24 protein-coding genes are annotated in these 26,680 nt (G+C 68.2%); 14 read left to right on the forward strand and 10 right to left on the reverse strand.

All coding sequences use genetic code 11. The features are described from left to right. Nucleotides 1-57 precede the first annotated feature (57 nt). The 6 genes from purF (at nt 58) to purM (ending at nt 8,460) form a co-directional block, all read left to right on the forward strand. Complete coding sequence (gene purF / locus NI2_RS18555; RefSeq protein ID WP_067492328.1) at nt 58-1,641, forward strand: amidophosphoribosyltransferase; 1,584 nt, start codon at nt 58-60, stop codon at nt 1,639-1,641. Nucleotides 1,642-1,889: 248 nt separating this feature from the next. Then, nucleotides 1,890-3,506, forward strand: coding sequence for an ABC transporter substrate-binding protein (locus NI2_RS18560; protein WP_084476520.1), 1,617 nt, complete (start codon nt 1,890-1,892; stop codon nt 3,504-3,506). A gap of 53 nt (nt 3,507-3,559) precedes the next feature. Next, a complete protein-coding gene (locus NI2_RS18565) occupies nt 3,560-4,600 on the forward strand; it encodes an ABC transporter permease (RefSeq protein WP_067492329.1) in 1,041 nt (346 codons plus the stop codon). Further along, nucleotides 4,600-5,538 carry an ABC transporter permease gene (locus NI2_RS18570; RefSeq protein ID WP_067492330.1) on the forward strand — a complete coding sequence of 313 codons (939 nt, stop codon included), beginning with the start codon at nt 4,600-4,602 and terminating at the stop codon, nt 5,536-5,538. The genes NI2_RS18565 and NI2_RS18570 overlap by 1 nt, the downstream gene beginning before the upstream one ends. Then, nucleotides 5,531-7,168 (forward strand): ABC transporter ATP-binding protein, encoded by a 1,638-nt coding sequence (locus NI2_RS18575; RefSeq protein ID WP_067492331.1) that lies wholly within the window; start codon nt 5,531-5,533, stop codon nt 7,166-7,168. Before NI2_RS18570 ends, NI2_RS18575 begins: the two co-directional genes overlap by 8 nt. Nucleotides 7,169-7,380: 212 nt before the next feature. Further along, complete coding sequence (purM, locus tag NI2_RS18580) at nt 7,381-8,460, forward strand: phosphoribosylformylglycinamidine cyclo-ligase (RefSeq protein ID WP_067492332.1); 1,080 nt, start codon at nt 7,381-7,383, stop codon at nt 8,458-8,460. 283 nt (nt 8,461-8,743) lie between these two features. On the opposite strand, the gene NI2_RS33175 is transcribed toward purM, so the two are convergent. The 4 genes from NI2_RS33175 to ygfZ all read right to left on the reverse strand — a co-directional run bounded on the left by NI2_RS33175 (nt 8,744) and on the right by ygfZ (nt 11,828). Continuing rightward, nucleotides 8,744-8,965 (reverse strand): DUF3073 domain-containing protein, encoded by a 222-nt coding sequence (locus tag NI2_RS33175; protein WP_084457250.1) that lies wholly within the window; start codon nt 8,963-8,965, stop codon nt 8,744-8,746. Nucleotides 8,966-9,106: 141 nt separating this feature from the next. Next, entirely contained in the window at nt 9,107-10,057 is a 951-nt protein-coding gene (locus NI2_RS18585; RefSeq protein ID WP_067492333.1) for an asparaginase, read from the reverse strand. After that, entirely contained in the window at nt 10,054-10,728 is a 675-nt protein-coding gene (locus NI2_RS18590) for an MOSC domain-containing protein (RefSeq protein ID WP_067492334.1), read from the reverse strand. The genes NI2_RS18585 and NI2_RS18590 overlap by 4 nt, the downstream gene beginning before the upstream one ends. Continuing rightward, nucleotides 10,725-11,828 carry a CAF17-like 4Fe-4S cluster assembly/insertion protein YgfZ gene (gene ygfZ / locus NI2_RS18595; RefSeq protein WP_067492335.1) on the reverse strand — a complete coding sequence of 368 codons (1,104 nt, stop codon included), beginning with the start codon at nt 11,826-11,828 and terminating at the stop codon, nt 10,725-10,727. Before ygfZ ends, NI2_RS18590 begins: the two co-directional genes overlap by 4 nt. Nucleotides 11,829-11,938: 110 nt before the next feature. Here ygfZ and NI2_RS18600 point away from each other — a divergent pair, with 110 nt between their 5' ends. The 5 genes from NI2_RS18600 (at nt 11,939) to cydC (ending at nt 18,938) form a co-directional block, all read left to right on the forward strand. Beyond that, nucleotides 11,939-12,844 (forward strand): aminodeoxychorismate lyase, encoded by a 906-nt coding sequence (locus NI2_RS18600; protein WP_067492336.1) that lies wholly within the window; start codon nt 11,939-11,941, stop codon nt 12,842-12,844. Between the two features lie 121 nt (nt 12,845-12,965). Then, nucleotides 12,966-14,423 carry a cytochrome ubiquinol oxidase subunit I gene (locus tag NI2_RS18605; RefSeq protein ID WP_067492337.1) on the forward strand — a complete coding sequence of 486 codons (1,458 nt, stop codon included), beginning with the start codon at nt 12,966-12,968 and terminating at the stop codon, nt 14,421-14,423. Between the two features lie 9 nt (nt 14,424-14,432). After that, entirely contained in the window at nt 14,433-15,461 is a 1,029-nt protein-coding gene (cydB, locus tag NI2_RS18610; RefSeq protein ID WP_067492338.1) for a cytochrome d ubiquinol oxidase subunit II, read from the forward strand. Nucleotides 15,462-15,465: 4 nt separating this feature from the next. Then, entirely contained in the window at nt 15,466-17,223 is a 1,758-nt protein-coding gene (gene cydD, locus NI2_RS18615) for a thiol reductant ABC exporter subunit CydD (RefSeq protein WP_067492339.1), read from the forward strand. 17 nt (nt 17,224-17,240) lie between these two features. Next, nucleotides 17,241-18,938, forward strand: a complete 1,698-nt coding sequence (cydC, locus tag NI2_RS18620; protein ID WP_067492557.1) for a thiol reductant ABC exporter subunit CydC — start codon at nt 17,241-17,243, stop codon at nt 18,936-18,938. Nucleotides 18,939-19,294: 356 nt separating this feature from the next. On the opposite strand, the gene NI2_RS18625 is transcribed toward cydC, so the two are convergent. From NI2_RS18625 to NI2_RS18650, 6 genes are all read right to left on the reverse strand, one after another. Further along, entirely contained in the window at nt 19,295-19,987 is a 693-nt protein-coding gene (locus tag NI2_RS18625; protein WP_067492340.1) for a heme-binding beta-barrel domain-containing protein, read from the reverse strand. 180 nt (nt 19,988-20,167) lie between these two features. Beyond that, entirely contained in the window at nt 20,168-20,473 is a 306-nt protein-coding gene (locus NI2_RS18630) for a DUF1416 domain-containing protein (RefSeq protein WP_067492341.1), read from the reverse strand. A gap of 5 nt (nt 20,474-20,478) precedes the next feature. Beyond that, nucleotides 20,479-21,312: a sulfurtransferase gene (locus NI2_RS18635; protein ID WP_067492342.1), complete on the reverse strand. Its 834-nt coding sequence runs from the start codon at nt 21,310-21,312 to the stop codon at nt 20,479-20,481. A 31-nt stretch (nt 21,313-21,343) separates the two neighbouring features. After that, nucleotides 21,344-21,814, reverse strand: coding sequence for a DUF4395 domain-containing protein (locus NI2_RS18640; RefSeq protein WP_067492343.1), 471 nt, complete (start codon nt 21,812-21,814; stop codon nt 21,344-21,346). A 271-nt stretch (nt 21,815-22,085) separates the two neighbouring features. Further along, complete coding sequence (locus NI2_RS18645) at nt 22,086-22,520, reverse strand: thioredoxin family protein (protein WP_067492344.1); 435 nt, start codon at nt 22,518-22,520, stop codon at nt 22,086-22,088. Further along, a complete protein-coding gene (locus NI2_RS18650; RefSeq protein WP_067492559.1) occupies nt 22,517-23,362 on the reverse strand; it encodes an LmeA family phospholipid-binding protein in 846 nt (281 codons plus the stop codon). The genes NI2_RS18645 and NI2_RS18650 overlap by 4 nt, the downstream gene beginning before the upstream one ends. 188 nt (nt 23,363-23,550) lie before the next feature. Between NI2_RS18650 and NI2_RS18655 the strand changes: the two genes are divergently transcribed. From NI2_RS18655 to pstS, 3 genes are all read left to right on the forward strand, one after another. Next, complete coding sequence (locus NI2_RS18655; RefSeq protein ID WP_067492345.1) at nt 23,551-24,309, forward strand: winged helix-turn-helix transcriptional regulator; 759 nt, start codon at nt 23,551-23,553, stop codon at nt 24,307-24,309. Nucleotides 24,310-24,355: 46 nt separating this feature from the next. Continuing rightward, nucleotides 24,356-25,264, forward strand: a complete 909-nt coding sequence (gene mshD / locus NI2_RS18660) for a mycothiol synthase (RefSeq protein WP_067492561.1) — start codon at nt 24,356-24,358, stop codon at nt 25,262-25,264. A gap of 285 nt (nt 25,265-25,549) precedes the next feature. After that, complete coding sequence (gene pstS, locus NI2_RS18665) at nt 25,550-26,659, forward strand: phosphate ABC transporter substrate-binding protein PstS (protein ID WP_084476522.1); 1,110 nt, start codon at nt 25,550-25,552, stop codon at nt 26,657-26,659. Nucleotides 26,660-26,680 lie beyond the last annotated feature (21 nt).

Below are 26,680 nucleotides of genomic sequence, written 5' to 3' on the forward strand. Positions count from 1 at the left end.
GGCGATTCACCCGTAGACTGACGAGTGCCCCCAGCCCGCCCGAACAGGGAGCAAACGGTGACCGACGCCGATCCGACGATCGACACAACATCCGCCATTTCCGACGAGCCCGAGAACGAGCCTCGCGAGGAGTGTGGCGTCTTCGGCGTCTGGGCTCCCGACGAGGACGTGGCCAAACTCACCTACTACGGCCTGTACGCGCTGCAGCATCGCGGACAGGAGGCGGCCGGTATCGCGGTCTCCGACGGCTCCCAGATCCTGGTCTTCAAGGATCTCGGCCTGGTATCCCAGGTCTTCGACGAGCAGACACTCGGCGCGATGCCCGGCCATATCGCCGTGGGCCATTGCCGCTACTCCACCACCGGTGGCGTCACCTGGGAGAACGCCCAGCCCATCTTCCGCACCACCGCCGTCGGCTCCGGCCTGGCGCTGGGCCACAACGGCAACCTGGTGAACACCGCCGAATTGGCCGGGCGCGCACGCGAACTCGGCCTGATCGGTGCGGGTGTGGTGAACGGCCGCCCGCAGATGACCGGCGCCACCTCCGACTCCGACATCGTCACCGCGCTGCTCGCGCACGCCTCGGCGGACTCGAGCATCGAGCAGGCCGCGATGGAACTGCTGCCGCAACTGCGCGGCGCCTTCTGCCTGACGTTCATGGACGAGCACACCCTCTACGCCGCGCGCGACCCGCACGGTGTGCGTCCGCTGGTGCTCGGCCGCCTCGATCGCGGGTGGGTCGTCGCCTCGGAGACCGCCGCGCTCGACATCGTCGGCGCCGCCTTCGTCCGCGAGATCGAACCGGGTGAGCTGCTCGCCATCGACTCCGACGGTGTGCGCTCGCTGCGCTTCGCCAACCCCGAACCCAAGGGCTGCGTCTTCGAATACGTGTATCTCGCGCGGCCGGACACCACCATCGCGGGTCGTTCGGTGCATTCCACCCGCGTGGAGATCGGCCGCAAGCTGGCCAAGGAGAACCCGGTCGAGGCCGACCTGGTGATCCCGGTGCCCGAGTCGGGCACGCCCGCCGCGGTCGGCTACGCCCAGGGCTCCGGCATTCCGTACGGCCAGGGTCTGATGAAGAACGCCTATGTGGGCCGCACCTTCATCCAGCCGAGCCAGACGATCCGTCAGCTCGGTATCCGGCTCAAGCTCAACCCGCTGCGCGAGGTGATCCGTGGCAAGCGGCTCATCGTCGTCGACGACTCCATCGTGCGCGGCAACACTCAGCGCGCCCTGATCCGGATGCTGCGCGAGGCCGGTGCGCTCGAGATCCATGTGCGCATCGCGTCGCCGCCGGTGAAGTGGCCGTGCTTCTACGGCATCGACTTCGCCTCGCGCGCGGAGCTCATCGCCAACGGCGCCGGCGGTTCGGACGACAGCTACGAGGCGATGGTCGAGAACGTGCGCCGCTCCATCGGTGCCGACTCGCTGGGTTACATCTCCACCGAGGGCATGATCGCGGCGACCGAACAGCCCGCCTCGCGGCTGTGCACCGCCTGCTTCACCGGCGAGTACCCGATCGAGCTGCCGCAGGAGGCCGCCATCGGCAAGAACGTGCTCGAGGGGATGCTGTCGGGCCAGTCCGAGGCCGCGCTGCTCGGCGGCAATGTGAACGTCGACGCGCTCAGCCGCCCATAACCTCCTCGCGCCAGGGACCGGTCAGGATAAACCTGATCGGTCCCTTTTGTGTTGTGTACCTACAATTTTCCGGCCTATCCGAATTACGTAAGATTTGTTCATAACATCCGCGTAATTTTTCGCTCGATTTGAAACTGGGCGGTAATGGTTCGCCTGTACGGTCCCTCGTTATATCGCTAGCTCACCGCGTCGTCGCCGCTCCCGTGATCCGGGTGCGGCGACATCGCGGCGTTCGAGAATGGGATCTGATGTTGAACAGTGCAAAGAGCGCTCGCAAGAATCGCGCGAAACAAGCTGCCGCAGTGGGTGTTGCGGCTGTTGTCGCCGCCTCGCTTGCGGCCTGTGGGTCGGGACGCACCGATGACGCGGGCTCCGGCGCGGGGCTGGTCGTCGGCACCACGGACAAGATCTTCGCCCTCGACCCGGCCGCGGCCTACGACAACGGGTCGCTGCTCGTGGAGAACCAGATCTATTCGTATCTGCTGAACTTCGCGCCCGGCGATACCACGCCCAAGCCGGACGCGGCGGAGAAATGCGAATTCACCGCACCGACGGTGTATACCTGCAAGATCAAATCCGGTCTGAAATTCGCCAACGGTAATCCGTTGACCGCCAAGAGCGTCAAGTTCTCCTTCGACCGCATGGTCGCGATCAACGACCCGCACGGTCCCGCCGCGCTGCTCGGCAACCTCGACAAGACCGATGTGGTCGACGATCTCACCGTCGCGTTCACGTTGAAGGTCGCCAACGATCAGACCTTCCCGACGATCCTGCCCACCCAGGCCGGACCCATCGTCGACGAGAAGGTCTTCCCGGCCGACAAGGTCGCCACCGATGAGGAAGTCGTTGCCGCCAAGGGCTATTCGGGCCCCTACACGATCAGCACCTACGACAAGAACAAGCTGGTCGAGTACAAGGCCAACGCCGACTACACCGGCATCCTCGGCAAGCCGAAGAACGACTCGGTCTCGACCAAGTACTACGCCACCTCCGACAACCTGAAGCTCGACCTGCAGAACGGCGCCATCGACGTCGGCTACCGCTCCTTCACGCCGACCGATATCGACAGCCTGCGCGCCGATTCCAAGGTGAAGGTCACCGACGGGCCCGGCGGCGAGCTGCGCTACATCGTGTTCAACATGAACACCATGCCGGGCAACACGCCCGAGCAGAAGCTGGCCGTGCGCAAGGCGATGGCGTCCTCGGTGGACCGCGAGGCGCTGGCCGCCGGTGTGTACAAGGGCACCTACCAGCCCGCGTACGGCTATGTGCCGCAGGGCATGATCGGCGCGGCCGAGCCGTTGAAGGACCTCTACGGCGCCAAACCCGACAAGGACAAGGCGGCGAAGTTCCTCGCCGACGCGGGCGTGGCCACCCCGGTGACGCTGAACCTGCAGTACAACCCCGACCACTACGGCTCCAGCTCCTCGGAGGAGTACGCCGCGGTCAAGTCCCAGCTCGAGGCGTCGGGCCTGTTCAAGGTGAACCTGCAGTCCACCGAATGGGTCACCTACCAGAAGGAACGCGCCTCCGACGGCTACCCGATGTACCAGTTCGGCTGGTACCCGGACTTTCCGGACGGCGACAACTACCTGGCACCGTTCTTCGGCCCGAACAACTTCCTGCAGTCGCATTTCGAGAACCCGGGCATCAACGCCCAGCTGACCGCCGAGCTCACCGAAGCCGACCCGGTCAAGCGGGTTGAGCTGCTCGAGAAGATCCAGGCCGATCTGGCGCAGAACCACCTGCCGACGCTGCCGCTGCTCTCGGGCAAGCAGGTCGCGGTGTCCAAGCCCGGTGTGACCGGTGTGGATGAAACCCTCGACGGCTCCTTCAAGTTCCGGTTCACGGTACTGAGCAAGTGAGTGACGTTCCCGTCGCGCCCGGATCACCGGTCCGGGCGCGACGTTTCGGGTGGATGCGCGGCGGGGGTTCCCGCCAGGTGGCTTTGCTGCGGTACCTGCTGATCCGGCTCCTGCTGATCGTGCCGACCGCGTGGTTGCTGGTGACAGTGGTGTTTTTCCTGATGCGGGTGATCGGTGACCCCATCAGCGCGGCCATGGGTGGCCGGCTGACCCAGGAGCAGATCGAGGAACGCAAGGACGCGGCCGGGCTGAACCGGCCGATCCTGACCCAGTACTGGGAGTACATCACCGGGTTCCTGCGCGGCGACTTCGGTCGGACCCAGGACAACGAGGCCATCGCCGATGTGGTCGTCACCTACGGTGCGGCCACCTTCGAGCTGGTGTTCTGGGGACTGCTCGTCGCGTTCGCGGTGGGTATCCCGCTGGGCAGATACGCTGCGACACACCGGGATACGCCCGCCGACGCGGTGCTGCGGTTCTCGGCGGTGCTCGCCTACGCGGCGCCGGTGTTCTTCGTCGGCATGCTGTTGAAGCTGGTGTTCTCGGTGTGGCTGGGCTGGTTCCCGGTCGGTGGCCGGGCAAGTACGGATGTGGAGCTGGCGCTGCAGCACGTATCGCCGAAGACGAACATCCTGTTCATCGATTCGATCCTCTACGGCGAACCGTCCTATGTGCTCGACGTGCTCGAACACGCGGTGCTGCCCGCGGTGGCGCTCGGCCTGCTCACCGGCGGCATCTTCCTGCGGCTGGTCCGGGTGAACCTCATCCAGACCCTGCGCAGCGACTATGTCGAGGCGGCGCGGGCGCGCGGGTTGTCCTCGCGCGTGGTCACCGGGCGGCACGCGGTGCGCAACGCGCTCATCCCGATCATCACGGTGATGGGCATGTGCATCGCGATGATGCTCGGCGGCGCGGTGCTCACCGAGACCACGTTCGAATGGAAGGGCCTCGGCTATCAGCTCGCCGAGTACCTGCGGGCCCGTGACTTCATCGCGGTGCAGGGCATCGTGGCGTTCATCGCGCTGCTCGTCGCGGTGATGAGTTTCCTGGTGGATGCCGTTGTCGCACTGATCGATCCGAGGGTGAGGTTCTGATGGCAGTCACGAAACGCAGGCTGCCCGGCGCCGAAGTGTTGTCGAAAACGGTTGGGATGCAGCGGGTCACCCTCGTCACCGGGCTGGTGCTGGTAGCCGGGTTCGTGCTCGTCGCGGCGTTCGCGCCGCTGCTCGCACCCTACGATCTGGCGCAGAACACTTCCGACGGTGTGGCTTTCGCGTCACAGCAGGGTCCGTCGGCCGAGCACTGGTTCGGTACCTCGGTGCGCAGTGAGGACGTGCTGTCGCGGGTGCTGTTCGGCGCCCGCACCGCGCTGCTCGTCATCGCGATCGCGGTGACGCTGTCGCTGCTGATCGGGGTGCCGCTCGGGTTGCTGTCGGGTTATGTGGGCCGGTGGGTCGACCGGGTGCTGGTGATGGTGATGGACGCGATCTACGCGTTCCCGTCGCTGCTGCTCGCCATCGTCGTCTCCATCGTCATCGCGGGCGGCACGTCGAGCAGCTTGGGCGGCATGTTGTCGGCGGCGATCGCGATCACCGTTGTGTATGTGCCGCAGTACTTCCGGGTGGTGCGCAATGCGACGGTGGCGGTGAAGACGGAACCGTACGTGGACGCCGCTCGGGTGACCGGCGCGTCGACGGCACGAATCATGTTCCGCCACATCATGTCCAATGTCACCGGGTCGCTGCCGGTGATCGTCACCATCAACGCGGCCGATGCCATCCTCACCCTCGCCGCGCTCGGCTTCCTCGGGTTCGGCATCGAACCGACCCAGGCAGCCGAATGGGGTTACGACCTGAACAAGGCGCTCAACGATGTGTCCAACGGGATCTGGTGGACCTCCATCTTCCCCGGCACCGCCATCGTGCTCGTGGTACTCGGCATGACCCTGGTCGGGGAAAGCCTCGACGAATCGCTGAATCCGTTGCTGCGTACCAGGCGTGCGGTCACTTCGAAGGAGTCCGTCGATGAGTGAGAAGACTGCCGCACTGGCCGTTTCGGGCCTGTCGGTCACCTTCACGACCGATGCGGGCCCGGTGCACGCGGTACGCGATGTGTCCTACGAGGTGTTCCCCGGTGAGGTGCTCGCCATCGTCGGCGAGTCCGGGTCGGGCAAGTCGGTGAGTTCACGCACCGCGATCGGGCTGCTGCCGCAGTCCGCGTCGGTGCGCGGTCTGGTGACGATCGGCGACCGACCGGTCACGTCGATGACCGAGAAGCAGCTCACCGCCCTGCGCGGCGGTGCGGTGTCGATGGTGTTCCAGGAGCCTGCCCGGGCGCTCGACCCACTGTTCACCGTCGGGTTCCAGATCTGCGAAGCGCTGCGGGCGCACAGCGGGATGAGCCGGAAGGACGCCAAGGCCAAGGCCGTCGAATTGCTGCGCCTGGTCGGGCTGCCCGATCTGGAGCACCGGGTCGACTATTACCCGCACCAGCTGTCGGGCGGGCAGAAGCAGCGCGTGATGATCGCCATCGCCATCTCGTGCGAACCGAAGGTGATCATCGCCGACGAACCGACCACCGCGCTCGACGTGACGGTGCAGGCCGAGATCCTCGAACTGCTGCGCGACCTGCGCGACCGGCTCGGCAGCGCGATCGTGCTCATCACCCACAACATGGGTGTCGTCGCCGATCTGGCCGACCGGGTGGTGGTGATGCGCGCGGGCGAGGTGGTCGAACAGGCGCCGGTGCACGAGCTGTTCGCCAGTCCGAAGGCCGAGTACACGCGGGCGCTGCTCGACGCGGTGCCGCACCTGGGGTCGGCGACGGCGCGACCGGAGCCGGACCGGACCGTCGAGCCGGTGCTCGACGTGCGCGATCTGGTCGTCACGTTCCCCGGACCGTTCGGCAGGCCGCCGTTCCGGGCCGTCGACAAGGTGAGCCTGCAGATCCGGCCGGGGGAGACCCTCGGTCTGGTCGGCGAATCGGGCTCGGGCAAGTCGACCATCGGGCGGTGCGTCGCCGCCCTGCAACGGCCGACCGAAGGGCACGTGCTGATCCGTGGCCAGGACATCGCGGGCCTGTCCCCGCGCAAGCTGCGGCCGATCCGGCGACGCTTCGGGTTCGTGTTCCAGGACCCGGCGGGCTCGCTCAATCCACGGATGACCGTCGGCGAATGCGTCGCCGAACCGCTGCTGGTACACGGGGTCGGTGACAAGGCGAGCATTCGGGAACGGGTGCGGCACATGCTCGACGACGTGCACCTGCCCGCGGGCACCGAGAACCGGTACCCGCACGAACTGTCCGGCGGGCAGCGTCAGCGGGCCAGCCTGGCCCGTGCCCTCGTCCTCGACCCCGACCTGCTCGTCGCCGACGAACCGACCAGCGCCTTGGACGTGTCGGTGCAGGCCGCGGTGCTCGAGCTGTTCGCCGAACTGCAGCGCGGCTGCGGCTGGGCGTGCCTGTTCATCAGCCACGACCTCGCCGTCGTCGACCAGCTGGCCGACCGGATCATGGTGCTGCGCGACGGAATCTGCGTCGAGGAAGGCGACAACGAACAGATCCTGCGCAATCCCCGGCACGACTACACCCGCCGGCTCGTCGCGGCCGTTCCCGTCCCCGACCCGGTCGAACAACGCCGCCGCCGCACCGAACTCGCGGGCTGACCGGTCCGCCCCGACCTGGACACACGATCACCACGCTCTGATGGCGGATTTCAGCCCGAGATCCCGCCACTGGAGCGTGGTGATTGCGATTCGACCAGGACGTCGGTCACGTCGGTGAGTAAGGAGCGAGGAGCCGCACGACGGAGGGGCGGGTGGATCACTTAGAGTTGATGGGCATCTATCCGCCGATTCGGTTTGGAGCTTTCCCCACAATGACTGAACAGACACCCAGCGGTGCAGGCGCTTCCTACGCCGCCGCGGGCGTGAGCATCGAAGCCGGTGACCGCGCCGTCGAATTGTTCGGACCATTGGCGAAGAAGGCCAGCCGACCCGAGGTGCAGGGTGGGATCGGCGGATTTGCCGGGCTGTTCGCGCTCAAGGGTGGGTACCGGGAGCCGTTGCTCGCCGCCTCCACCGACGGCGTGGGCACCAAGATCGCCGTCGCCCAGGCGCTCGACAAGCACGACACCGTCGGGCTCGACCTGGTCGCCATGGTCGTCGACGACCTGGTGGTGTGCGGCGCCGAACCGCTGTTCCTGCAGGACTACATCGCCATCGGCAAGGTCGTCCCGGAGAAGGTCGCCGAACTGGTCTCCGGCATCGCCGAAGGCTGCATCAAGGCGGGCTGCGCGCTGCTCGGCGGCGAAACCGCCGAACACCCCGGGCTGATGGACCCCGACGACTACGACCTGTCGGCCACCGGCGTCGGCGTGGTCGAAGCCGACTCCGTGCTCGGCCCCGACCGGGTGCGCCCGGGCGACGTCGTCATCGCGATGGGCTCCTCGGGTCTGCACTCCAACGGCTACAGCCTTGCCCGCAAGGTGCTGCTCGACATCGACCGCATGTCGCTCACCGGGCACGTCGAGGAATTCGGCCGCACCCTCGGTGAGGAACTGCTCGAGCCGACCCGCATCTACGCCAAGGACTGCCTGGCGCTGATCGCCGAAACCGATGTGCGCACCTTCTCGCACGTCACCGGTGGCGGTCTGGCCGCCAATCTGGCGCGCGTGCTGCCCGCCGGCCTGGTCGCCGAACTGGATCGCGGCACCTGGAACCCGGCGCCGGTGTTCAAGATGATCGCCCAGCGCGGCCGGGTCGAACGGCTCGAGATGGAGAAGACGTTCAACATGGGCGTCGGCATGGTCGCGATCGTCGCCCCCGAGGACGCCGACCGCGCGCTCGCGGTGCTCACCGCCCGCCACATCGACTGCTGGACACTGGGTCAGGTCAAGAAGGCCGCCGACGTCGACGCGCCGCGCGCGGTGCTGCTGGGCGACCACCCCAGGTTCTGATCGTCCGACAACTCAGCCGGGTCGCGCATCGCGCGGCCCGGCTTTTGTCGTGTTCAGGGGTTTGCCGACGCCCCCGCGCGGCTACCCGAAGAAGGTAGGGTCCGCCACCTCGAGGAGGTCGGGGTCTCGAGTCCGGCGAACACGACGAGCGTCCTGTGTACACACAGGACGCTCGTCGTGTATTCGGATGTTCGCCGTACTGCTGCTGCGAGCCTGCGACGCTGCGCGGAACAACGGCTGAAGGGGGAGGCCACCACGAGCCTCCCCCTTCACCGGCGTTCGGTCAGCGACGCCAGCTGTCGTAGTCGTCGTCCTCGTTGTTCCAACGGGACGGCGAATCATCCGCGTCGTGCTCGTCGGATAGCAAGCCGCCACTCCCTCGGGAGTGGAGTGGAGTGCTATCCGCCAGCTCGCGCTGAAGGCTCGCGAAGTCGGTCGGCGTGGAGCTGTACTTGAGCTCACGTGCGACTTTGGTCTGCTTTGCCTTAGCCCGGCCACGGCCCATGGCTGACCCCCTCGCGTCACTGCGGGGCGGCCTGGGGTTTGTTGGCGGCCCCGTTCGAATTAATACTCTTCCTGACAGACACTTTAGCGTGTGTCCGGCGGTCGCGCTCCCAGGAGTGGGTGAAGAGCTGTCGAACGGGTGTCAGAGCACTCCGGGGATCGCCCGGATCACCCCCACGCGGGCGTCGCCGCCGAGGACCGCGGTGGCCGCGAGGTCGGTGTGTTCGTCGGTCCAATCGATGCCGAGTTTGCGCAGAATCGCCAGCGTCAGGGGCATTCGGGCGCGGTCGTGACCGTCGTCGATCTTGTAGGCGAAGGCGCGTCCGTCCGGGAGCGCACCCGCGTGCACGCCGTCGGCGCCGATTTTGCAGAAGAGTCCGGGCGTGGCCGACATCGCTTGGAGATCGGGCCCGTTCGTGCCGGAAATCACTCGCGGATTGCTCCGCACGGCATCGGCGATCCGGCGTTCGGCGGTGCCGGGCTCGGCGGTGGTGAACGCCGCGAAGGCGCGCGCCAGATTGATCAGCGAGACGGGGACGATCGGCAGGCCGCAGCCGTCGATCCCCAGGTCGGTCTCGGGTTCGCCGGTGACGTCGGCGATGGTGGCGAGAACCGCCTGCTGCAGTGGGTGTTCGAGGTCGAGGTATCCGGTGCGCGGCCAGTCGTTGATCGCGCAGGTCGCCAGCATCGCGGCGTGTTTGCCGGAGCAGTTCATGTACAGCGGGCTGCGGCCCGCGCCGGTGATGGCGGCGGCGCGGGCGTTCTCCTCGAACGGCAGGTCCGGTGGGCAGGCGAGGTCTGCCGGGGTGTGGCCGAAGCGGTCGAGCAGCCGGGTGACCAGGGCGATGTGGTCGGGCTCGCCGAAATGGGAGGCGGTGGTGATGGCGAGTTCGTCGTCGTCGACGGGGTCGAAGCCGTTGCGCAGCAGGGTGAGTGCCTGCATCGGCTTGTTCGTCGAGCGCGGGAAGATCGGGCCGTGCACCTCACCGAGCTCGACGGTCGGGGTGCCGTCGGCGTCGAGCACGACGACCGACCCACGGTGCACGCACTCGCGGAAGCCGGACCGCACCACCTCGACCAGTTCGACACTCACGCGCGGACCTCCACGGTTCGTTTCCTGTTGTGCCGGTCGATCTGCATGCGGATGTCGTCGGAGATGGTCGGTTCCTGAGTGAGCAGCCGGGTGAGCAGGGCGGGATCGGCGCCGGTGAACAGGTCGCGCACGGTGATGCCGTGGGCCGGGACGTGCACCACCCGTACCTCGTCGCCCGCGCCGATCGTCCCCTCGGTGAGCACCCGGAAGTAGGTGCCGGTGTCGGCGCGCAGGGCGAAGCGTTTCACCCACTGCTTCTCGCCGGACCACTGCTGGAAGGTCGCGCACGGAACGCGGGGAGCGCTCACCTCGAGCAGGGTGTCGCCGATCGCGAAGTGGGCACCGAACACCGCGTCGCTGAGCGGTAGGCCGGTCACCCGCAGGTTTTCGCCGAACCAACCCGCGGGCAGGTCGCGGTCGAGTTCCTCGGCCCAGCGGAGGGCGTCTTCTTCGGCGTAGGCGTAGACGGCCTGGTGCACGCCGCCGTGATTGACGGTGTCGCACACGTGGTCGCCGTCGAGTCCGAGCGCGCGCACCCCGACGCGACCCGCGACCGGACGTTTGTCGATGGCGCTGCGGCCCACGCGGGTGCGCATCTCGAGTTCGGCGTGCACCACGCACACGGCCTCGACACGACCGGTGTCACCGGCGCGCAACTGCGGGCGGCTCATCGACCACGCAGGCGGTCGACGGCGGCGCGCCCGGCTTGCACGCCCTCCTCCGAGGGGACCGAGTCGGGGTCGATGGCGGCGGCCATGGAACCGACCACCAGTTCGGTGCCCGCCGGGACGGAGCGTTTCATCAGGGCCAGCGCGATCGGGCCGAGCTCGTAGTGGTCGACGACGGTGCCGAGGCGACCGACGGTGCGCCCGCCCGCGGTCACGTCGTCGCCGGTGGCGGGCCGTTCGTCGGCGGAACCGTCGAGGTGCAGCAGCACCAGGTTGCGCGGCGGTTTGCCCAGGTTGTGCACGCGCGCAACGGTTTCCTGGCCGCGATAGCAGCCCTTGTTCAGGTGCACCGCGCCCTGCTCCTCGACACCACCGATCCAGCGGGCCTCGTGCGGGATGGTGCGCTCGTCGGTGTCGACGCCGACGCGCGGGCGGAGGGCGGCCACGCGCAGCGCCTCGTAGGCCCACATGCCAGCCGGCCGGGCACCGGCCGAGGTGAGCTTGGTCCACCACGTGGCGAGGTCGGCGCGGGGGACGAGCAGGTCGAAGGAGTCGCCGGGCATCCGGCGAAGGAATCCGCCGCCGGGCACCGCCACGGCCGCGTACAGCCCGGGCAGTTCGCCGAGGCCGAGGGCGGGAAGCAGCGTGTCGGTCTCCGGGCCGAGCAGGCTCAGCACGGCGAAGTCGGCGGCCTCGGGCTTGGCGTCGGCCCAGAACACCATCTTCTGCAGGAAGCCGAGCAGCTCGGTGCCGTGCCCGCCCTCGGTGTCGAGCCAGAGGGTGCCGTCGAGGTCGGTGAGCACGAAGTGGTGCAGCACGCGGCCGTTGAGGTCCAGGTCGAGTGATTCGGCGCTGTGGCCGTCGGGCAGGTTCGCGATGTGCTGGCTGGTGATGGTGTGCAACCAGCTCAGCCGCTCGGCGCCGGTGATGCGGGACACACTGCGATGCGACCGGTCGACGACGGCGACGCGCTGCGCGGCGGCCTTCTGCTCGCCGAACGGGTCGCCGTAGTGCCAGGCGACCGCGGCATCAGGGGAGCCCGGCGCACCCGCGACGGCGCCAGGGGTTTGGAGAACAGGACTGGGGGCGACGTCCACGGACACACCACCACTGTAGGCGTGTCCGCCCGCACGCGCCGAGGGTGGGCGGTCGCGCCGCGTCGGATCCACGGCAGCCGTAGGCATAACAGAGCTATAACGCCTACGCTCGTCACATGGGAGAACGGGTTCTTGTGACACTCGACGGTGTGGTCGCTGACGCGAACACGCCGTCGCTCTATGCCGACGACATCGGAGCACTGCGAGGCGACGGTGTGTTCGAAACGATATTGGTGCGCGGCGGCACGGCCACCGCGCTGGAATTCCACCTGGCCCGGCTGCGCCGCTCGGCCCAGGCGCTGGAACTGCCCGAGCCGGGGCTGGCTAAATGGCGCAGCGCGGTCGAGCTGGCGGTCAAGGAGTGGGGCGCCGAGGAAGAGGGCATGCTCCGCCTGATCTACACCCGCGGCCGCGATTCCGAATTCGACGTGCCCGGCTCGGGTCTCGTGCCCGACGAGCCGACACCGACCGCGTACGTGCTCGTCTCCCCGGTGCCCGCGCGGGTCACGCAGGCGCGTGCCGAAGGCGTGAAGGTGATGTCGCTGGCCCGTGGCATCTCGGTCGACCTGGCGCAGGCGGCGCCGTGGCAGCTGCTCGGCGCGAAGACGCTGTCGTACGCGACGAACATGGCCGCGCTGCGGTTCGCCCGGCGGATGGGCGCCGACGACGTGATCTTCCACAGCACCGAACACCGGGTGCTGGAAGGCCCGCGCTCGACCGTGGTGATCGCGCGCGACAAGCAGCTCATCACCCCGCCCGCCAAGATCGGTGTGCTGCCGGGCGTCACCCAGCGGGCCCTGTTCACGGTGGCGGAGAAGAAGGGCTGGGAGTGCAAGTACCAGTCGATCTTCACCGCCGACCTGTTCGATTGCGACAGCATCTGGCTGCTGTCGAGTGTCACGCTCGCGGCCAGGGTGAATCAGCTCGACGGTGTGCGGCTGTCCGCGCCCGACAATGCTCAGGAGATCATGGACATGGTCGACGCGGGGATCGACCGGCCGGGGACCATCGGCGACTGGTGAGCGCCTGTGGGGCGCGGGTGGGCGCGCCCCTGCGCTGAGCCGTGGCGGTTGTCACCCTTCATAGGGGTATCCGTACGCGTACTCTCTACTACAGGACGTCGTAGTAGTGGATGGAGGCCGGATGGACACCTTGGACATCTCCCGGTGGCAGTTCGGAATCACCACGGTTTATCACTTCGTCTTCGTACCGCTCACCATCGGTCTGGCACCACTGATCGCCATGATGCAGACGGCCTGGGTCGTCACCGGTGACGAGAAGTGGTACCGGCTCACCAAATTCTTCGGGAAACTGTTCCTGATCAACTTCGCCATGGGCGTCGCCACCGGCATCGTGCAGGAATTCCAGTTCGGCATGAACTGGAGCGAATACTCCCGCTTCATCGGCGACGTCTTCGGCGCGCCGCTGGCCCTGGAAGCACTGATCGCCTTCTTCATGGAGTCGACCTTCATCGGCCTGTGGATCTTCGGCTGGACGCGGCTGCCGAAACTGGTGCACCTGGCGACGATCTGGATCGTGGCGATCGGCGTCAACGCCTCGGCCTACTTCATCATCGCCGCCAACTCGTTCATGCAGCATCCGGTCGGTGCGCGCTACAACCCGGAGACCGGACGCGCTGAGCTGGAAAGCATTTGGGCGGTGCTCACCAACAACACCGCCATGGCGGCCTTCCCGCACGCGGTGGCAGGTGCGTTCCTCACCGCCGGAACCCTGGTCGCCGGCGTCGCAGGCTGGTGGATGGTGCGCAATGCGCGCAGCGGGGACGCGGCGAAACTCGCGGAAGCACGCGCCGTGTGGCGGCCCGTCGGCCGGGCCGCGCTGGTCGTTGTCGCGCTCGCCGGGATCGCCGTCGCGGTCACCGGTGATGTCCAGGGCAAGCTGATGTTCCAGCAGCAGCCGATGAAGATGGCGTCGGCGGAATCGTTGTGCCACACCGAGACCGACCCGGATTTCTCCGTCCTCACCGTCGGCACCCACAACAATTGCGACAGCGTGATCCATGTGCTGAAGATCCCGTACGTGCTGCCCTTCCTCGCCGAGGACAAATTCAGCGGCGTGACCCTCGAAGGCGTTGTCGATCTGCAGAAGACCTACAACGTGGAATTCGGTCCCGGCGACTACCGGCCGAACCTGTTCGTCACCTACTGGTCCTTCCGGGCGATGATCGGCCTGGCCGCGGGATCGGTGTTGTTGCTGCTGGCCGGCTTCTGGCTCACCCGTGGCGGCCGAGTGACCGATCAGCGCTGGTTCTCCTGGCTGAGCCTGCTCGCCATTCCCACCCCGTTCCTGGCCAACAGCGCGGGCTGGGTGTTCACCGAGATGGGGCGTCAGCCGTGGGTGGTCGCGCCCAATCCGACCGGCGACCCGGCCATCCGGATGACGGTGCAGCAGGCGGTTTCCGGCCATTCGCCCGGCACGGTGTTGTTCTCACTGATCGTGTTCACCGCCCTCTACGCTGTGCTCGCGGTGGTGTGGTTCTACTTGATCCGCCGATACGTGGTCGCCGGGGTCGAGAAACCGGCATCGGAGAAACCGGAGAACCGGAACGAGCCGGTCGAACAACTGTCCTTCGCGTACTAGGAGCCGTCGATGGATCTGCAACTGTTCTGGTTCATTCTGGTCGGCGTCCTGTTCACCGGCTACTTCGTGCTCGAGGGATTCGATTTCGGGGTCGGCATGTTGATGCCGATCCTCGGGCGGGGCTCCGATCCACGGCGCCGCGTGGTGCTCAACACCATCGGGCCCGTCTGGGACGCCAACGAGGTGTGGCTGATCACCGCCGCGGGCGCCATGTTCGCGGCTTTCCCGGAGTGGTACGCGAGCCTGTTCTCGGGCTTCTATCTCGCGCTGCTCGTCCTGCTCGTCGCGCTGATCCTGCGCATCTGCGCGATCGAATACCGCGGCAAGATCAACGACCCGAAATGGCGGGCCTGGTGCGACCGCGGCATCGGCATCGGGTCGTGGGTACCCGCCCTCGCCTGGGGCTGGATTTTCGCCAACATGGTGCGTGGGGTTCCGCTGAACGAAGAACGCCAGGTCGTCGGATCGGTGTGGGATCTGCTCAGCCCCTACGCCCTGCTGGGTGGGTTGACCACGGCCGTCCTCTTCGCCCTGCACGGCGCGATCTTCCTGGCGCTCAAGACCGGCGGCGAGATCCGCGACGACGCACGGCGAATCGCTCGGGCGCTGCTGGTACCGACCACACTGGTGGTCGGCGGATTCGGACTGTGGACCCAGCTCGCCTACGGCGCCGGCTGGACCTGGGTGCCGCTGGGCGTCACGGTGCTCGGCCTGCTGCTGAGCGGTGCGGCCACCGTGGCGGGCCGGGACGGCTGGGCCTTCGCGGGCACCGCCGTCACGGTGATCGCGGTGACGGTGCTGATCGTCGGCTCGATGTTTCCGAACGTGCTGCCCTCGACGATCAGCCCGCTGTTCGACCTCAGCATCGACAACGCCTCCTCCTCCCCCTACACCCTGAAGGTGATGAGCTGGGCTGCCGCCTTCGCCGCACCGGTGGTGATCATCTACCAGGGCTGGACGTACTGGGTGTTCCGGCAGCGGATCCGGGTGGAGCACATTCCGCCGCCGGTTGGGCTGCCGCTGCAAGGCAAAGGCTGAGCGCGTGACCCCGGCGGCCGACCCGAGCGCGGGGGCGCGCAAACCGCGCCGCGGACCGGTCGACCCGCGCCTGTGGCGCTACGCGCACTCGGCGCGGCCCCACCTGGTGATCGCGGTCCTGCTCGCGCTGGTGATCACGGCGACGATCGTGGTCATGGCGGTGATGATCGGCCGGGTGCTCGCGGGCGTCATCACCGATCCCGGCAGCCGCTCGCTCGGCGCGTGGACAACGGAACTGGTCGTGCTCGCCGTGGCCGTCGCGGTGCGCGGCGCCGCGAGCTGGTGGCAGGCCAGGCTGGCGCACCGGGCGGGCAGCGCGGTGGTCGCCGAACTCGAGACCGCCGTCCTGCGGGCCGGGGCCGAGCTGACGCCGAGGGAACTCGACGCGCGGCGCACCGAGATCGCCGTCGTCGTCGGCAACGGTCTCGGCGGCCTGCGCGGGTGGTACACCGGATATCTGCCCGCGCTGCTGCTGGCCTGCCTCGTCCCGCCGATCGTATTGGTGGTCATCGCCTTCCACGATCCGACCTCGGCGGTGATCGCGGTGATCACCCTCCCGCTGATCCCGATCTTCATGGTGCTCATAGGTCTGCTCACCCAGGGGCGGGCGGAGGCGACGCTCGCCGCGACCACCCGGCTTTCGGATCAGCTCCTCGACCTGTTCGCCGGAATGCCGACACTGCGGGCACTCGGGCGCGAAAACGAGTCGTCGAGCATGGCGGGACAGGTGCGGGCACTCGGTGACGCGCTGCGCAGGCGGACGATGCAGGCGCTGCGGATGGCCTTCCTGTCCTCGATGGTGCTCGAGGGTCTGGCGACGCTGAGCGTCGCGCTGATCGCCGTGGCCATCGGCTTGCGCCTGGTGTACGGCGAGATGAGCCTGTACGCGGGGCTGGTCGCGTTGATCCTCGCCCCGGAGGTGTACTGGCCGCTGCGCCAGGTGGGGGAGAAGTTCCACGCGGCCCAGGACGGAATGGCGGCGGCCGACAGGGCCTTCGCCGTGCTCGACCGCGCAGACCCGGCCGGCCCGTCGGAGGCGGCCGACGCACCGGCTCCCGGCGCGGCGGGTGCGGTCGTCGAACTGCGCGGGCTGACGGTCGCCGCGCGCGAGGGCAACGCCCCCGATCACCTGACCGCCGAGCTGCGACCAGGCGTGGTGACCGCGCTGACCGGACCGAACGGGTGCGGCAAATCGACCACGCTGCAGGCGATTCTCGGATTGATCGAGCCCGATCGCGGTGCGGTGCTCGTCGACGGACGCGATGTCCGCGACATGGCTCCGGAAAGCTGGTGGGCGCGCATCGCCTGGTTGCCCCAACGGCCGGTGCTGGTGCCGGGCACACTGCGCGAGAACGTCGACCTGCTCAGCGCCGGCGACGACGGGCGCGACTTTCTCGACCGGGCAAGCGCGGCAACGGGATTCGACGAGGTGCTCGCCGGCCTGCCGCAACGCTGGGAAACCGTCGTCGGCCAGGGCGGCACCGGTCTCTCGCTGGGGCAGCGGCAGCGCCTCGCGCTCACGCGGGTGCTTGCCGCCCACCGGCCGATCCTGCTTCTCGACGAACCGACCGCCCACCTCGACGCGGAGAGCGAGCAGCGCGTTCTGGCGGCGCTGCGCGAAATCGCCGCGGCGGGAGCCACCGTGGTGGTCGTCGGTCATCGGCCGACCGTGCTCGCCGCCGCGGACGTGGTGATCGAAGTCGCCGCCGGGCCTGGCGCGGACCGTGTGCGCGCTGATCGCAGCGCGGAGGCGGCGCCGTGATCACGGATCTGCGGGACATGTGGCGGCTACTCGGACTGTCCCCGTGGCGGGTCGCGGTGGCGATCGCGTGGGGTGTCCTCGCGCTCGGCAGTGGTTTGGCGTTGGCCGCGCTGGCGGCGTGGTTGATCGCACGGTCCTGGCAGATGCCGCCGGTGCTGCACATCGGCGTCGCGGTGACCGCCGTTCGGGCGCTGGGCATCTCGCGTGGTGTGTGCCGGTATCTGGAGCGGCTGGCCACCCACGACGTCGCGTTGCGGGCGATGACGACGGCGCGCACCGAGGTGTATCGCACCTTCGCCCGGTCCGACATCTGGTGGTGGCGGGAACGACGCGGGACCGAACTCGCGCGCACCGACGACACCCGCGCGGCCGCACGGAAACTACGCCGGGGAGACCTGCTGGTGCGCGTGGGCGCCGACATCGACGATCTCGGCGCGGTGGTGGTCCGGGTATTCGTTCCGGTGGCCGTCGCGGTGGTGTTGTCGGTGGCGGCGGTCGGCTTGATCGCGGTCATCTCGGTACCGGCGGCGGTGATTCTCGCTGTGGCCCTTGCCGTCTCGGGCATCCTCGCGCCGTGGCTGTCGGCCGTGGCCGCTCGCGACGAGGAACGCGCGGTGCGCCACGACCGCGCCGAATTCACCGCCGAGGCACTCACCGTGCTCGACCACGCGGCCGAATTGCGGGTGGCGGGTCGCCTGGATGCCGCGCTCACCCACGCCGACGAGACGGCGGCGCGCGCGGTGGTCGCCGAGGACAGCGCGGCCGCGCGCAGCGCCTGGGCCGCGGCGGCGACCCCGTTGTCGATCGGTGTCAGCGCGCTCGGTGCCCTGCTGGTCGGCATCGTCGCCTACGGCGCCGCCGGTGGGACGCCCGGCGGGATGAGTCCGATGGCACTGACCGTCCTCGTGCTCGTCCCGCTGTCGGCCTTCGAGGCCGTCGGCGCGCTCCCGGCCGCCGCGACCACCCTCACCACCTCCCGGGCGGCTCTGCACCGCCTGCACGCCCTCGCACCCACACCGCTCGGCGCGCCTGCCCCGAGCCCGGACGAGCGGACCGCACGCACGACGGCCCGCGCGGCCCTGCACCGGCTGCGCGCACCGTCCGCCGGCTCGCTCGGCGTCACCGAAGCTGTCACCGACCCGATGCCCGGGCGCATCCCGATGCCGGAGGGGCGCCGGGTGGCCGTCGTCGGACCGAGCGGCGCCGGGAAGACGACCCTGTTGATGGCGTGGGCCGGGTTGTTCGACACGCCTTTGGACGGTGTCACGTTCTTCGCCGAGGACGCGCACCTGTTCGACACGTCGATTCTGGAGAACCTGCGGGTCGCGCGCGGCGACCTGACCGAGGACGAAGCCGAAAGCGCCGTGCGCGCAGTCGGGCTCGGCCCCTGGCTCGACACCCTGCCGGACGGGATCCGCACCGGCCTCACCGCGGGTGCGGCGGCCGTCTCCGGCGGTCAGCGCAGGCGCTTGCTGCTCGCCCGCGCGCTCGTCTCGCCCGCGGGCACACTTCTGCTCGACGAACCGACCGAACATCTCGTCGCCGCCGAGGGCGAGCAGTTACTGCGCGACCTGCTCGACCGCGACAGCGGGCTGGTCGACCCGGAGCGGTGGGTCGTGGTCGTTACCCATCAGCTCCCCGAAGGTCATCGCGCCGACACCGTGGTCACCGTCGACCCGAACGGCGCCTGCCACGTCGACCGCAAGCCTTCCTGAGCGCGTGCCGAGCGGCCTGTCCCCGGTGGATATCCGCAGCTCAGGACCCCTCGGAAAATCAATTGCCGACCTCGCGACAGCCCGATAGATTCATCGGTACACAAGAGAGGAGGTGGTCTGAAGAATGTATGTTCAACGGATGCGTGAGGTGGCTGCCCGCTAGCAGCACCCCTGCGGGAGATTCCCCAGCGGTGCGCTGAGCGAATCCCAGGCAGACACCCGGCCCCCGAGCCCCCGGACTATCCACCCGGGACCGCCACGTTCCCCGGAACGGACGGTATGGCTCGGGGGTCGCTCCATTTCTGGCGCATAAACGACGAATGCCCCGCGAAACCGCGGGGCGTCCGATCGGGATCTCAGCCGATGTAGCGCTGCAAGCGCGCCGAGAGGCGGGGGATGAGCGCGCCGTCGGGATCGACTCGTTCTTCCACGTAGGCCAGGTCGCCGCCTTCGACGATGCCGTAGAGGCGTTTCGCGCCGCCGACGACTGCGCCGGACTGGCTGCGGATCACCACGTCGGTGGCCAGTTCCCAGGACGACTGGGTGCGGGCGGTGCCGTAGAACAGTTCGACGATGCCGGAGCTGTGGGTGAGCAGCAGTTCGAGCATCTCGGTGTCGGCATCGGTGCCGACCCGCCAGTACCCGCTCTCGCGCAGGTCGGGGCTGTCGTAGCCGCCCTCGGCGTCGAGCTTCCAGGTCTGCGATTCCCAGACGAGGTAGTCGCCACCGTCGTGGGACACGATGATCTGTTGACCGAAGCGGTAGTCGCCGTCGGCGGGGTGGTGGCCTTCGCCCTCGCCGCGCCACACACCGACCAGGGGCAGCAACGCGAGCATGGCGTGGTTCAGATCGGGACCCTCGCGCAGATTCGCGGTGTCCTCGGGAATGGGGAGACCGCCGAGGACCGAAATGTTTCGGACCCCGGTTTCCTTCGCACGCTCGGCGGCGACATTCACCGCCTCGTCGCCACTGCGACGCTGTGCCGAAGCGTCTTGCACGTCACTCGCTCGCTCGGCCGGATCGGAACCTTCGCTCGCGAGCCCGCTCATGACTCGGTGAACAGCCGGTAGAAGACGTACAGGCCGAACCAGCCGATGAGGATCGACACGGCGATGAGGAGAATCTCGAAGAAGAGGACCACGTTTCGGAGTCTAGCGAGTCCGGAACGAAGATACGAAAACGGCCCCGGCAGTTCCCGCACGGGAACTACCAGGGCCGTTGTGAGGTTCTTACTTGGCGACCGCGACGTCCACCGAGTGGATGCCCGCGCCCTCGGGGCGGACCTCGGCCGAGCCGTTGCCAGACGCCGACAGCGCGCGCAGGGTCCACGAACCCGGCGCGGCGAAGAAGCGGAAATCACCGGTGCCGGAGGCGACGACCTCGGCGGTGAAGTCACCGTTGCCGTCGAGCAGACGCACGAACGCGCCGCCGACCGGCTGACCGTCGGTGCTCAGGACACGGCCGGTGATGACCGTTTCCTTCTCCACATCGACACCGGCCGGGATGGCCTGACCCTGGGTAGGTGCTGCACACATATTGATTACGCTCCCAACTCGATAGGTGCACCGACGAGCGAACCGTATTCGGTCCAGCTGCCGTCGTAGTTCTTGACGTTCTGGTGGCCGAGCAGCTCCTGCAGCACGAACCAGGTGTGCGAGGAACGCTCGCCGATGCGGCAGTAGGCGATGGTCTCCTTCTCGCCGTCCAGGCCCGCATCCTTGTAGAGCTCGGCGAGCTCTTCGTCGGAACGGAAGGTGCCGTCCTCGTTGGCCGCCTTGCTCCACGGCACGTTGATCGCGCCCGGGATGTGGCCGGGACGCTGGCTCTGCTCCTGCGGCAGGTGCGCGGGAGCCAGGATCTTGCCGGAGAACTCGTCGGGGCTGCGCACGTCGACCAGGTTCTTGGTGCCGATGGCGGCGATGACCTCGTCGCGGAAGGCGCGGATGCTCAGGTCGGGAGCCGAGGCCTTGTACTGGGTGGCCGGGCGGTTGACCGCGTCACGCGAGAGCGGACGACCGTCGAGCTCCCACTTCTTGCGGCCGCCGTCGAGCAGCTTGACGTCGTTGTGGCCGTACAGCTTGAAGTACCAGTAGGCGTAGGCGGCGAACCAGTTGTTGTTGCCGCCGTACAGCACCACGGTGTCGTCGTTGGCGATGCCGCGCGCCGAGAGCAGGTCGGAGAACTGCTCCTGGTTCACGAAGTCGCGACGGACCTGATCCTGCAGGTCGTTCTTCCAGTCCAGGCGAACGGCGCCTTCGATGTGGCCACCCTCGTAGGCGGAGGTGTCCTCGTCGACCTCGACGAAGACGACGCCGGGGGCGTTGAGGTTCTCTTCGGCCCAGTCAACGGAGACCAGGACATCGGAGCGAGCCATGTTGTTCCTTTCAACAGACGTGCAGGGTGGGTCAGTTCGGTGCCGGAGCAGGCGACCGGCGGAAGCGGGCTACCAGCGGATAGATCTGGCAGCCCAGGCAGACCCCGAACGCCGCGTTCAAGAACGCCGCGAACAGGGCGAAGCCGGCGAACACCGCGCCGACGATCGGGGAGCCGAGCGCGAAGCCCAGCAGGGAGACACCGGCGAACACGAAGCCGAGTGCCTGCGCGAAACGCAGCGGCGGCACGGGTTCGGTCTCGGTGGGCGGGCCGAGTCGCGCCGCGACGAACGCCGCGTAGATCCGGCCGTAAGGGTGCTTGGCGGGACCGGCCGCCGCGCCGATCGCGAACACCACGGCCTGCAGGCCGATCAGGATGGCGGCGGCGACGGGGGAAACGGTCGCGACCAGCAGCACCGCGACGAGCACCCCGGTCGTCACCCAGGCCACGAAACGCGGCCCGCGGACATCGACGCGAGGTGGGGAATCAGAAAACGAGGTCATGGTGCGAACTCCTGCGCTGAGACGATTCAGTGGGATCTGCCAGTTCGCCGGGGGATCGAAACGATCACTCGTGCGGCGAACAGAGGTCGGCGTCAGGAATCTCGGGAGAGAAGCCGACCGGTCAGCGGCACAGGCAGCAACAACCACCGAGGCGACACAGGTCAACTGTGCGGCGTCGGGTGAGCATCAGCTCGTGGTCGGTTTGCACGATGAAGAGTTTACCCGGTCTTCCCGGGAAATGGGCAGGCCCCCCTCGAAACCGGGGACAACGTCACACTGTGAGCGGCTCGAGGGCGGTGCGCAGGTCGCCCGCCTTCGGTACGCCGGAGATGCGGAAACGCTCCTTGCCCTCGGCGTCGAAGACGAAGGTCGTCGGCAGGGAGAGGACGTTGAGTTCGCGGGCGAGCGCGGGTTGCGCGTCGATGTCGATCTCGATGTCGCGCGGTGCGTTCGGCGAATCGGCCAGTTCCGCGGTGACACCGGCGACCACCCGGCGCACGGCGTCGCACGGACCGCACCAGTCGGCCGAGAAGTGCAGCACCGCGGGCGCCGAACCGGAGACACCGGCCGCGTCGAGCAGGCGGGCGCGCTGTTCGGTGTCGGGGTCGAGGGTGGCGGGCCGGACCCGGCCCTGGTTGCGGCGCAGCAGCAGGCCGACCGCGACAGCGGCCAGCACGACGGCGGCGAGTACGGCGAGTTCGATCATGGTTGCTGCAATCGGTCCAGGTCGATGGTGACGTTGCGGCCGACGCCCTCGACGACGATGTGCCCACCCAGCGCCTCGACCTCGGTGGGCCGGACGCCGAACGGCAACTCCTTGGTATCGATCGTACGGCTGAAGCGCTCGAGCACCGCGCCGCGATCGGCCTCGAGGATCTCCGATTCGCTGGTCTTGGCGGTGTCGGCCGGGCCGCTGTTCTTGTCGTGATAGAAGCCGGTGGCCTGGATGCGCACCAGGTCGCCGTCGAGCAGCAGGTCGGCCTGGATCTGCACCGGCACGCGCTTGGCCGAACTCGACGGGGTGACACCCGCGCCGAGAATGCGCCCGTTGGGCGCGGTGGGCAGCGTGCCGGTGAGCACGAGCGCGCCCCCGGTGGTCATGCCCGAACCACCCGAACCGCCCGTGCCGTCGGACTTGTCGGCCGGGCGAGTGTGGACCTGCAGATCGGGGATGCCGAAGAGCCTGCCGAGTTCGGTGGGTTCGATGCGCATGCGGGCGTCGACCCGATCGACCTGGACCGAGCGCGCCGCACCGTCGAGCAGCTCACCTGCCGGCGCGTGCAGACCGTTCAGCGTGGCCTCGATGCCGATCTCGCCGGGGATGTCCGGGCGCATGCTGCGGGCCCGGATCGCCACGTTGTCGTAGCGCCCGGCCAGGGCCTGGGCGGTGAAGGGGAAACCGTGGAAGGTCACTTCGGGATCGGCCGACAGGTCGGCGCCCGCCCGCAGCTGCCGCGACACGTGGTACTCGGTGTAGGCGGCGGCGCCGAAATCGATCACCACCGCCAACCCGGCCAGGCACAGCAGCCCGATGATCAGCTTGCGCATGAGGTGAGAGTAGCGCCCACGCACGTGGGTGCCGGGTGCCCGGGTATCGGCGGGACACTCGTAAGTGTGCCCGTGTTGCGAGGTCATGGCCTGTGACGCGCTAATGTTGCACCGACTAACCCTGTGTTTCGGCGACGTAGCTGTGCGGCTGCTCTCGTCGCGCAGACACGAGATAGGAGGAGAGCCCGGTGGAGCTGCTCCTACTGACTTCCGACCCCAACCCGGATGCGGTGCTGCCCTCGTTGACGCTGCTCGCGCACAACGTCCGCCCCGCGCCGACCGAGGTGTCGTCCCTGCTGGAGGCCGGTAGCGCCGACGTCGCGCTGGTCGACGCCCGGACCGACCTGGCCGCCGCGCGAGGGCTGTGCAGGCTGCTCGGCAGCACCGGTTCGTCGGTGCCCGTAGTCGCCGTGCTCACCGAGGGCGGACTCGTCGCGGTGAACGCCGACTGGGGCCTCGACGACATCCTGCTGCCCGGCACCGGCCCCGCCGAACTCGACGCGCGCCTGCGCCTGCTCGTCGGCCGCAACGGCGGCGTGGCCAGCCCCGAGAACACGGGCAAGATCACCCTCGGCGAACTGGTGATCGACGAAGGCACCTACACCGCCCGTTTGCGCGGCCGCCCGCTCGACCTCACCTACAAGGAATTCGAGCTGCTCAAGTACCTCGCCCAGCACGCAGGCCGGGTCTTCACCCGCGCCCAACTGCTGCAAGAGGTCTGGGGCTACGACTTCTTCGGCGGCACCCGAACCGTCGACGTCCACGTCCGCCGGCTACGCGCCAAACTCGGCAGCGAATACGAATCCCTCATCGGCACGGTCCGCAATGTCGGCTACAAGGCCGTCCGCCCCGCCCGCTCGACCGCCGCCAAGGGCGAACCGCCCGCCTTCACCGACGAAGACGTCGACGGCGAGGACCTGACACCGGTCAACGGCAGCACGCAGTAACCTCGGTTCGATCGTGTCGGCGATCGCCCGCGAGGAGGAGGCCCCCATGCCCGAGACAGCAACCTTGACGTGGACCGAACGGGTCGACCCGACCACCGTCGATCGCATCCGCACCCTGCTCGACCGCGCGAAGTCCGCCGACGGCGTAGCTCCCGTCTCCGAGCAAGCGATCCTGTCGCTCACCGAAACCGACCCCGGCACAAGGCATCTGCTCGCCGAACGAAACGGCGCAATCGTCGGCTACGCGAATCTTGCTGCGGCACACGGGGAACACCCCGCAATGGCGGAAGTGGCCGTCGACCCCGACGCGCGTCGCCACGGCATCGGCACCGATCTCGTCCGCACGGCTCTCGCCGAAGGCAGCGCGGGCGCCCGCGTCTGGGCCCACGGCGATCTGCCCGCCGCCAAAGCCCTCGCCGCCGCCCTGAAACTGACGACAGCACGCGAACTCTGGCAGATGCGCCGCAGCCTGGCAACTCCCGAGCTACCCCCTCCCGGGGTCCCCGAAGGCCTCGTCCTGCGCACCTACGAAGGCCCCGCCGACGATGCCGAACTGTTGCGGGTCAACAACGCCGCCTTCGCCTGGCATCCCGAACAGGGCGGCTGGACCGAACGCGACATCGCCGCCCGCCGCGCGGAATCCTGGTTCGATCCGGCCGGGCTCTTCCTGGCCTTCGACGCCGCCGATCCCGACCGTCTGCTCGGCTTCCACTGGACCAAGGCGCACCCCGATGCCGCCCCGGCGGGCGAGGTCTACGTCGTCGGTATCGACCCCGCCGCGCAGGGCCGTGGCCTGGGCCGACTGCTCACCCTGGCCGGATTGCACCACCTGCGCGACACGGGCCTGACCGAGGTGCTGCTCTACACCGAAGCCGACAACCACGCCGCCGTGCGGACCTACACCGGACTGGGCTTCGCACCGGCCCATATCGACGTCGCCTACGCGCTGAGCTGACCAGCTGCGAGACAGCTCACAGTTCCTCGGCAACCCTGAATATTGTGAGGATGACCGGGTGCCGACGAGTAAAACTGGGGCAAACATCACACGCTCGGTCTAATCGCGCCGGGCTGTTCATTCTCCGTTAACCCACCTCGGGCCAACTGTCAACCGGGCGAACCTACGTTACTTCTGGGCGGCACAGTCGTCGCCTGGTGCTCGCGTTCACCCGCGATCCGCACCACCCAACTCGCCCGGGCCGGTGAGGGACCGAGCGAGTTCGTCAGCAATGTCGGAGGAAAAGTGAACTTCAAGCGCACCAGCGCCCTGGTCGGCGTCTTCGCCGCGGGTGCCATGTCTCTGGCCGCCTGTGGCAGTGACGACAACACCGGTGACAACGGCGTGGCCGCCAACAGCGCCGTCGAATGCTCGGGCAAGAAGGCGCTCAAGGCGAGCGGTTCGTCGGCGCAGAAGAACGCCATGGAGCGCTTCGTCGCCGCTTACGAGGCCAACTGCGACGGCTTCACCCTGAACTACACCTCGAGCGGCTCCGGTGCCGGTGTCAACGAGTTCCTCGGTAACCAGACCGACTTCGCCGGTTCGGACTCCCCGCTCAGCTCCAAGAAGGACGAGCCCGCCAAGGCGCAGGAGCGTTGCGCGAGCCCGGCGTGGAATCTGCCGACCGTCTTCGGCCCGATCGCCATCACCTACAACATCGACGGCGTCACCGACCTGGTTCTCGACGGTCCGACCGCCGCCAAGGTCTTCAGCGGTGCTGTCGCCACCTGGGACGCCCCCGAGATCAAGGCGCTCAACCCGAACGCCAAGCTCCCCGCGGAGAAGATCGCCGTGATCTACCGCTCCGACGAGTCGGGCACCACCGACAACTTCCAGCTCTACCTCGACGCCGCCTCCGATGGCGCGTGGGGCAAGGGCGGGGGCAAGACCTTCAACGGTGGTATCGGCGAGGGCGCCAAGGGCAACGAGGGCACCTCGGCCGCCATCAAGAACACCAAGAACTCGATCACCTACAACGAGTGGTCCTTCGCCAAGGCGCAGAACCTGTCGATCGCCCAGATCATCACCTCGGCTTCCAAGGACCCGGTCGCGCTGAGCACCGAGTCGGCGGGCAAGGCCATCGACGCCGCCAAGATCAAGGGCGAGGGCAACGACCTCGTTCTCGACGTGAGCTCGTTCTACAAGCCGGCCGAGGCGGGCGCGTACCCGATCATCATGCCGACGTACGAGATCGTGTGCTCCAAGTACGCCGATGCCGAGACGGCCAAGGCCGTCAAGGCGTTCCTCACCTCGGCCGTCACCAACGGTCAGGACGGACTGGACCAGGCCGGCTACATCGCCATCCCGGAAAAGTTCAAGACCAAGCTGACCACCGCGATCAACGCCATCTCCTGATCGCTGCGTAGGCCATGACCA

It is taken from the genome of Nocardia ignorata NBRC 108230, assembly GCF_001612905.1.
In the GTDB taxonomy this organism is placed as follows: Bacteria; Actinomycetota; Actinomycetes; order Mycobacteriales; family Mycobacteriaceae; genus Nocardia; species Nocardia ignorata.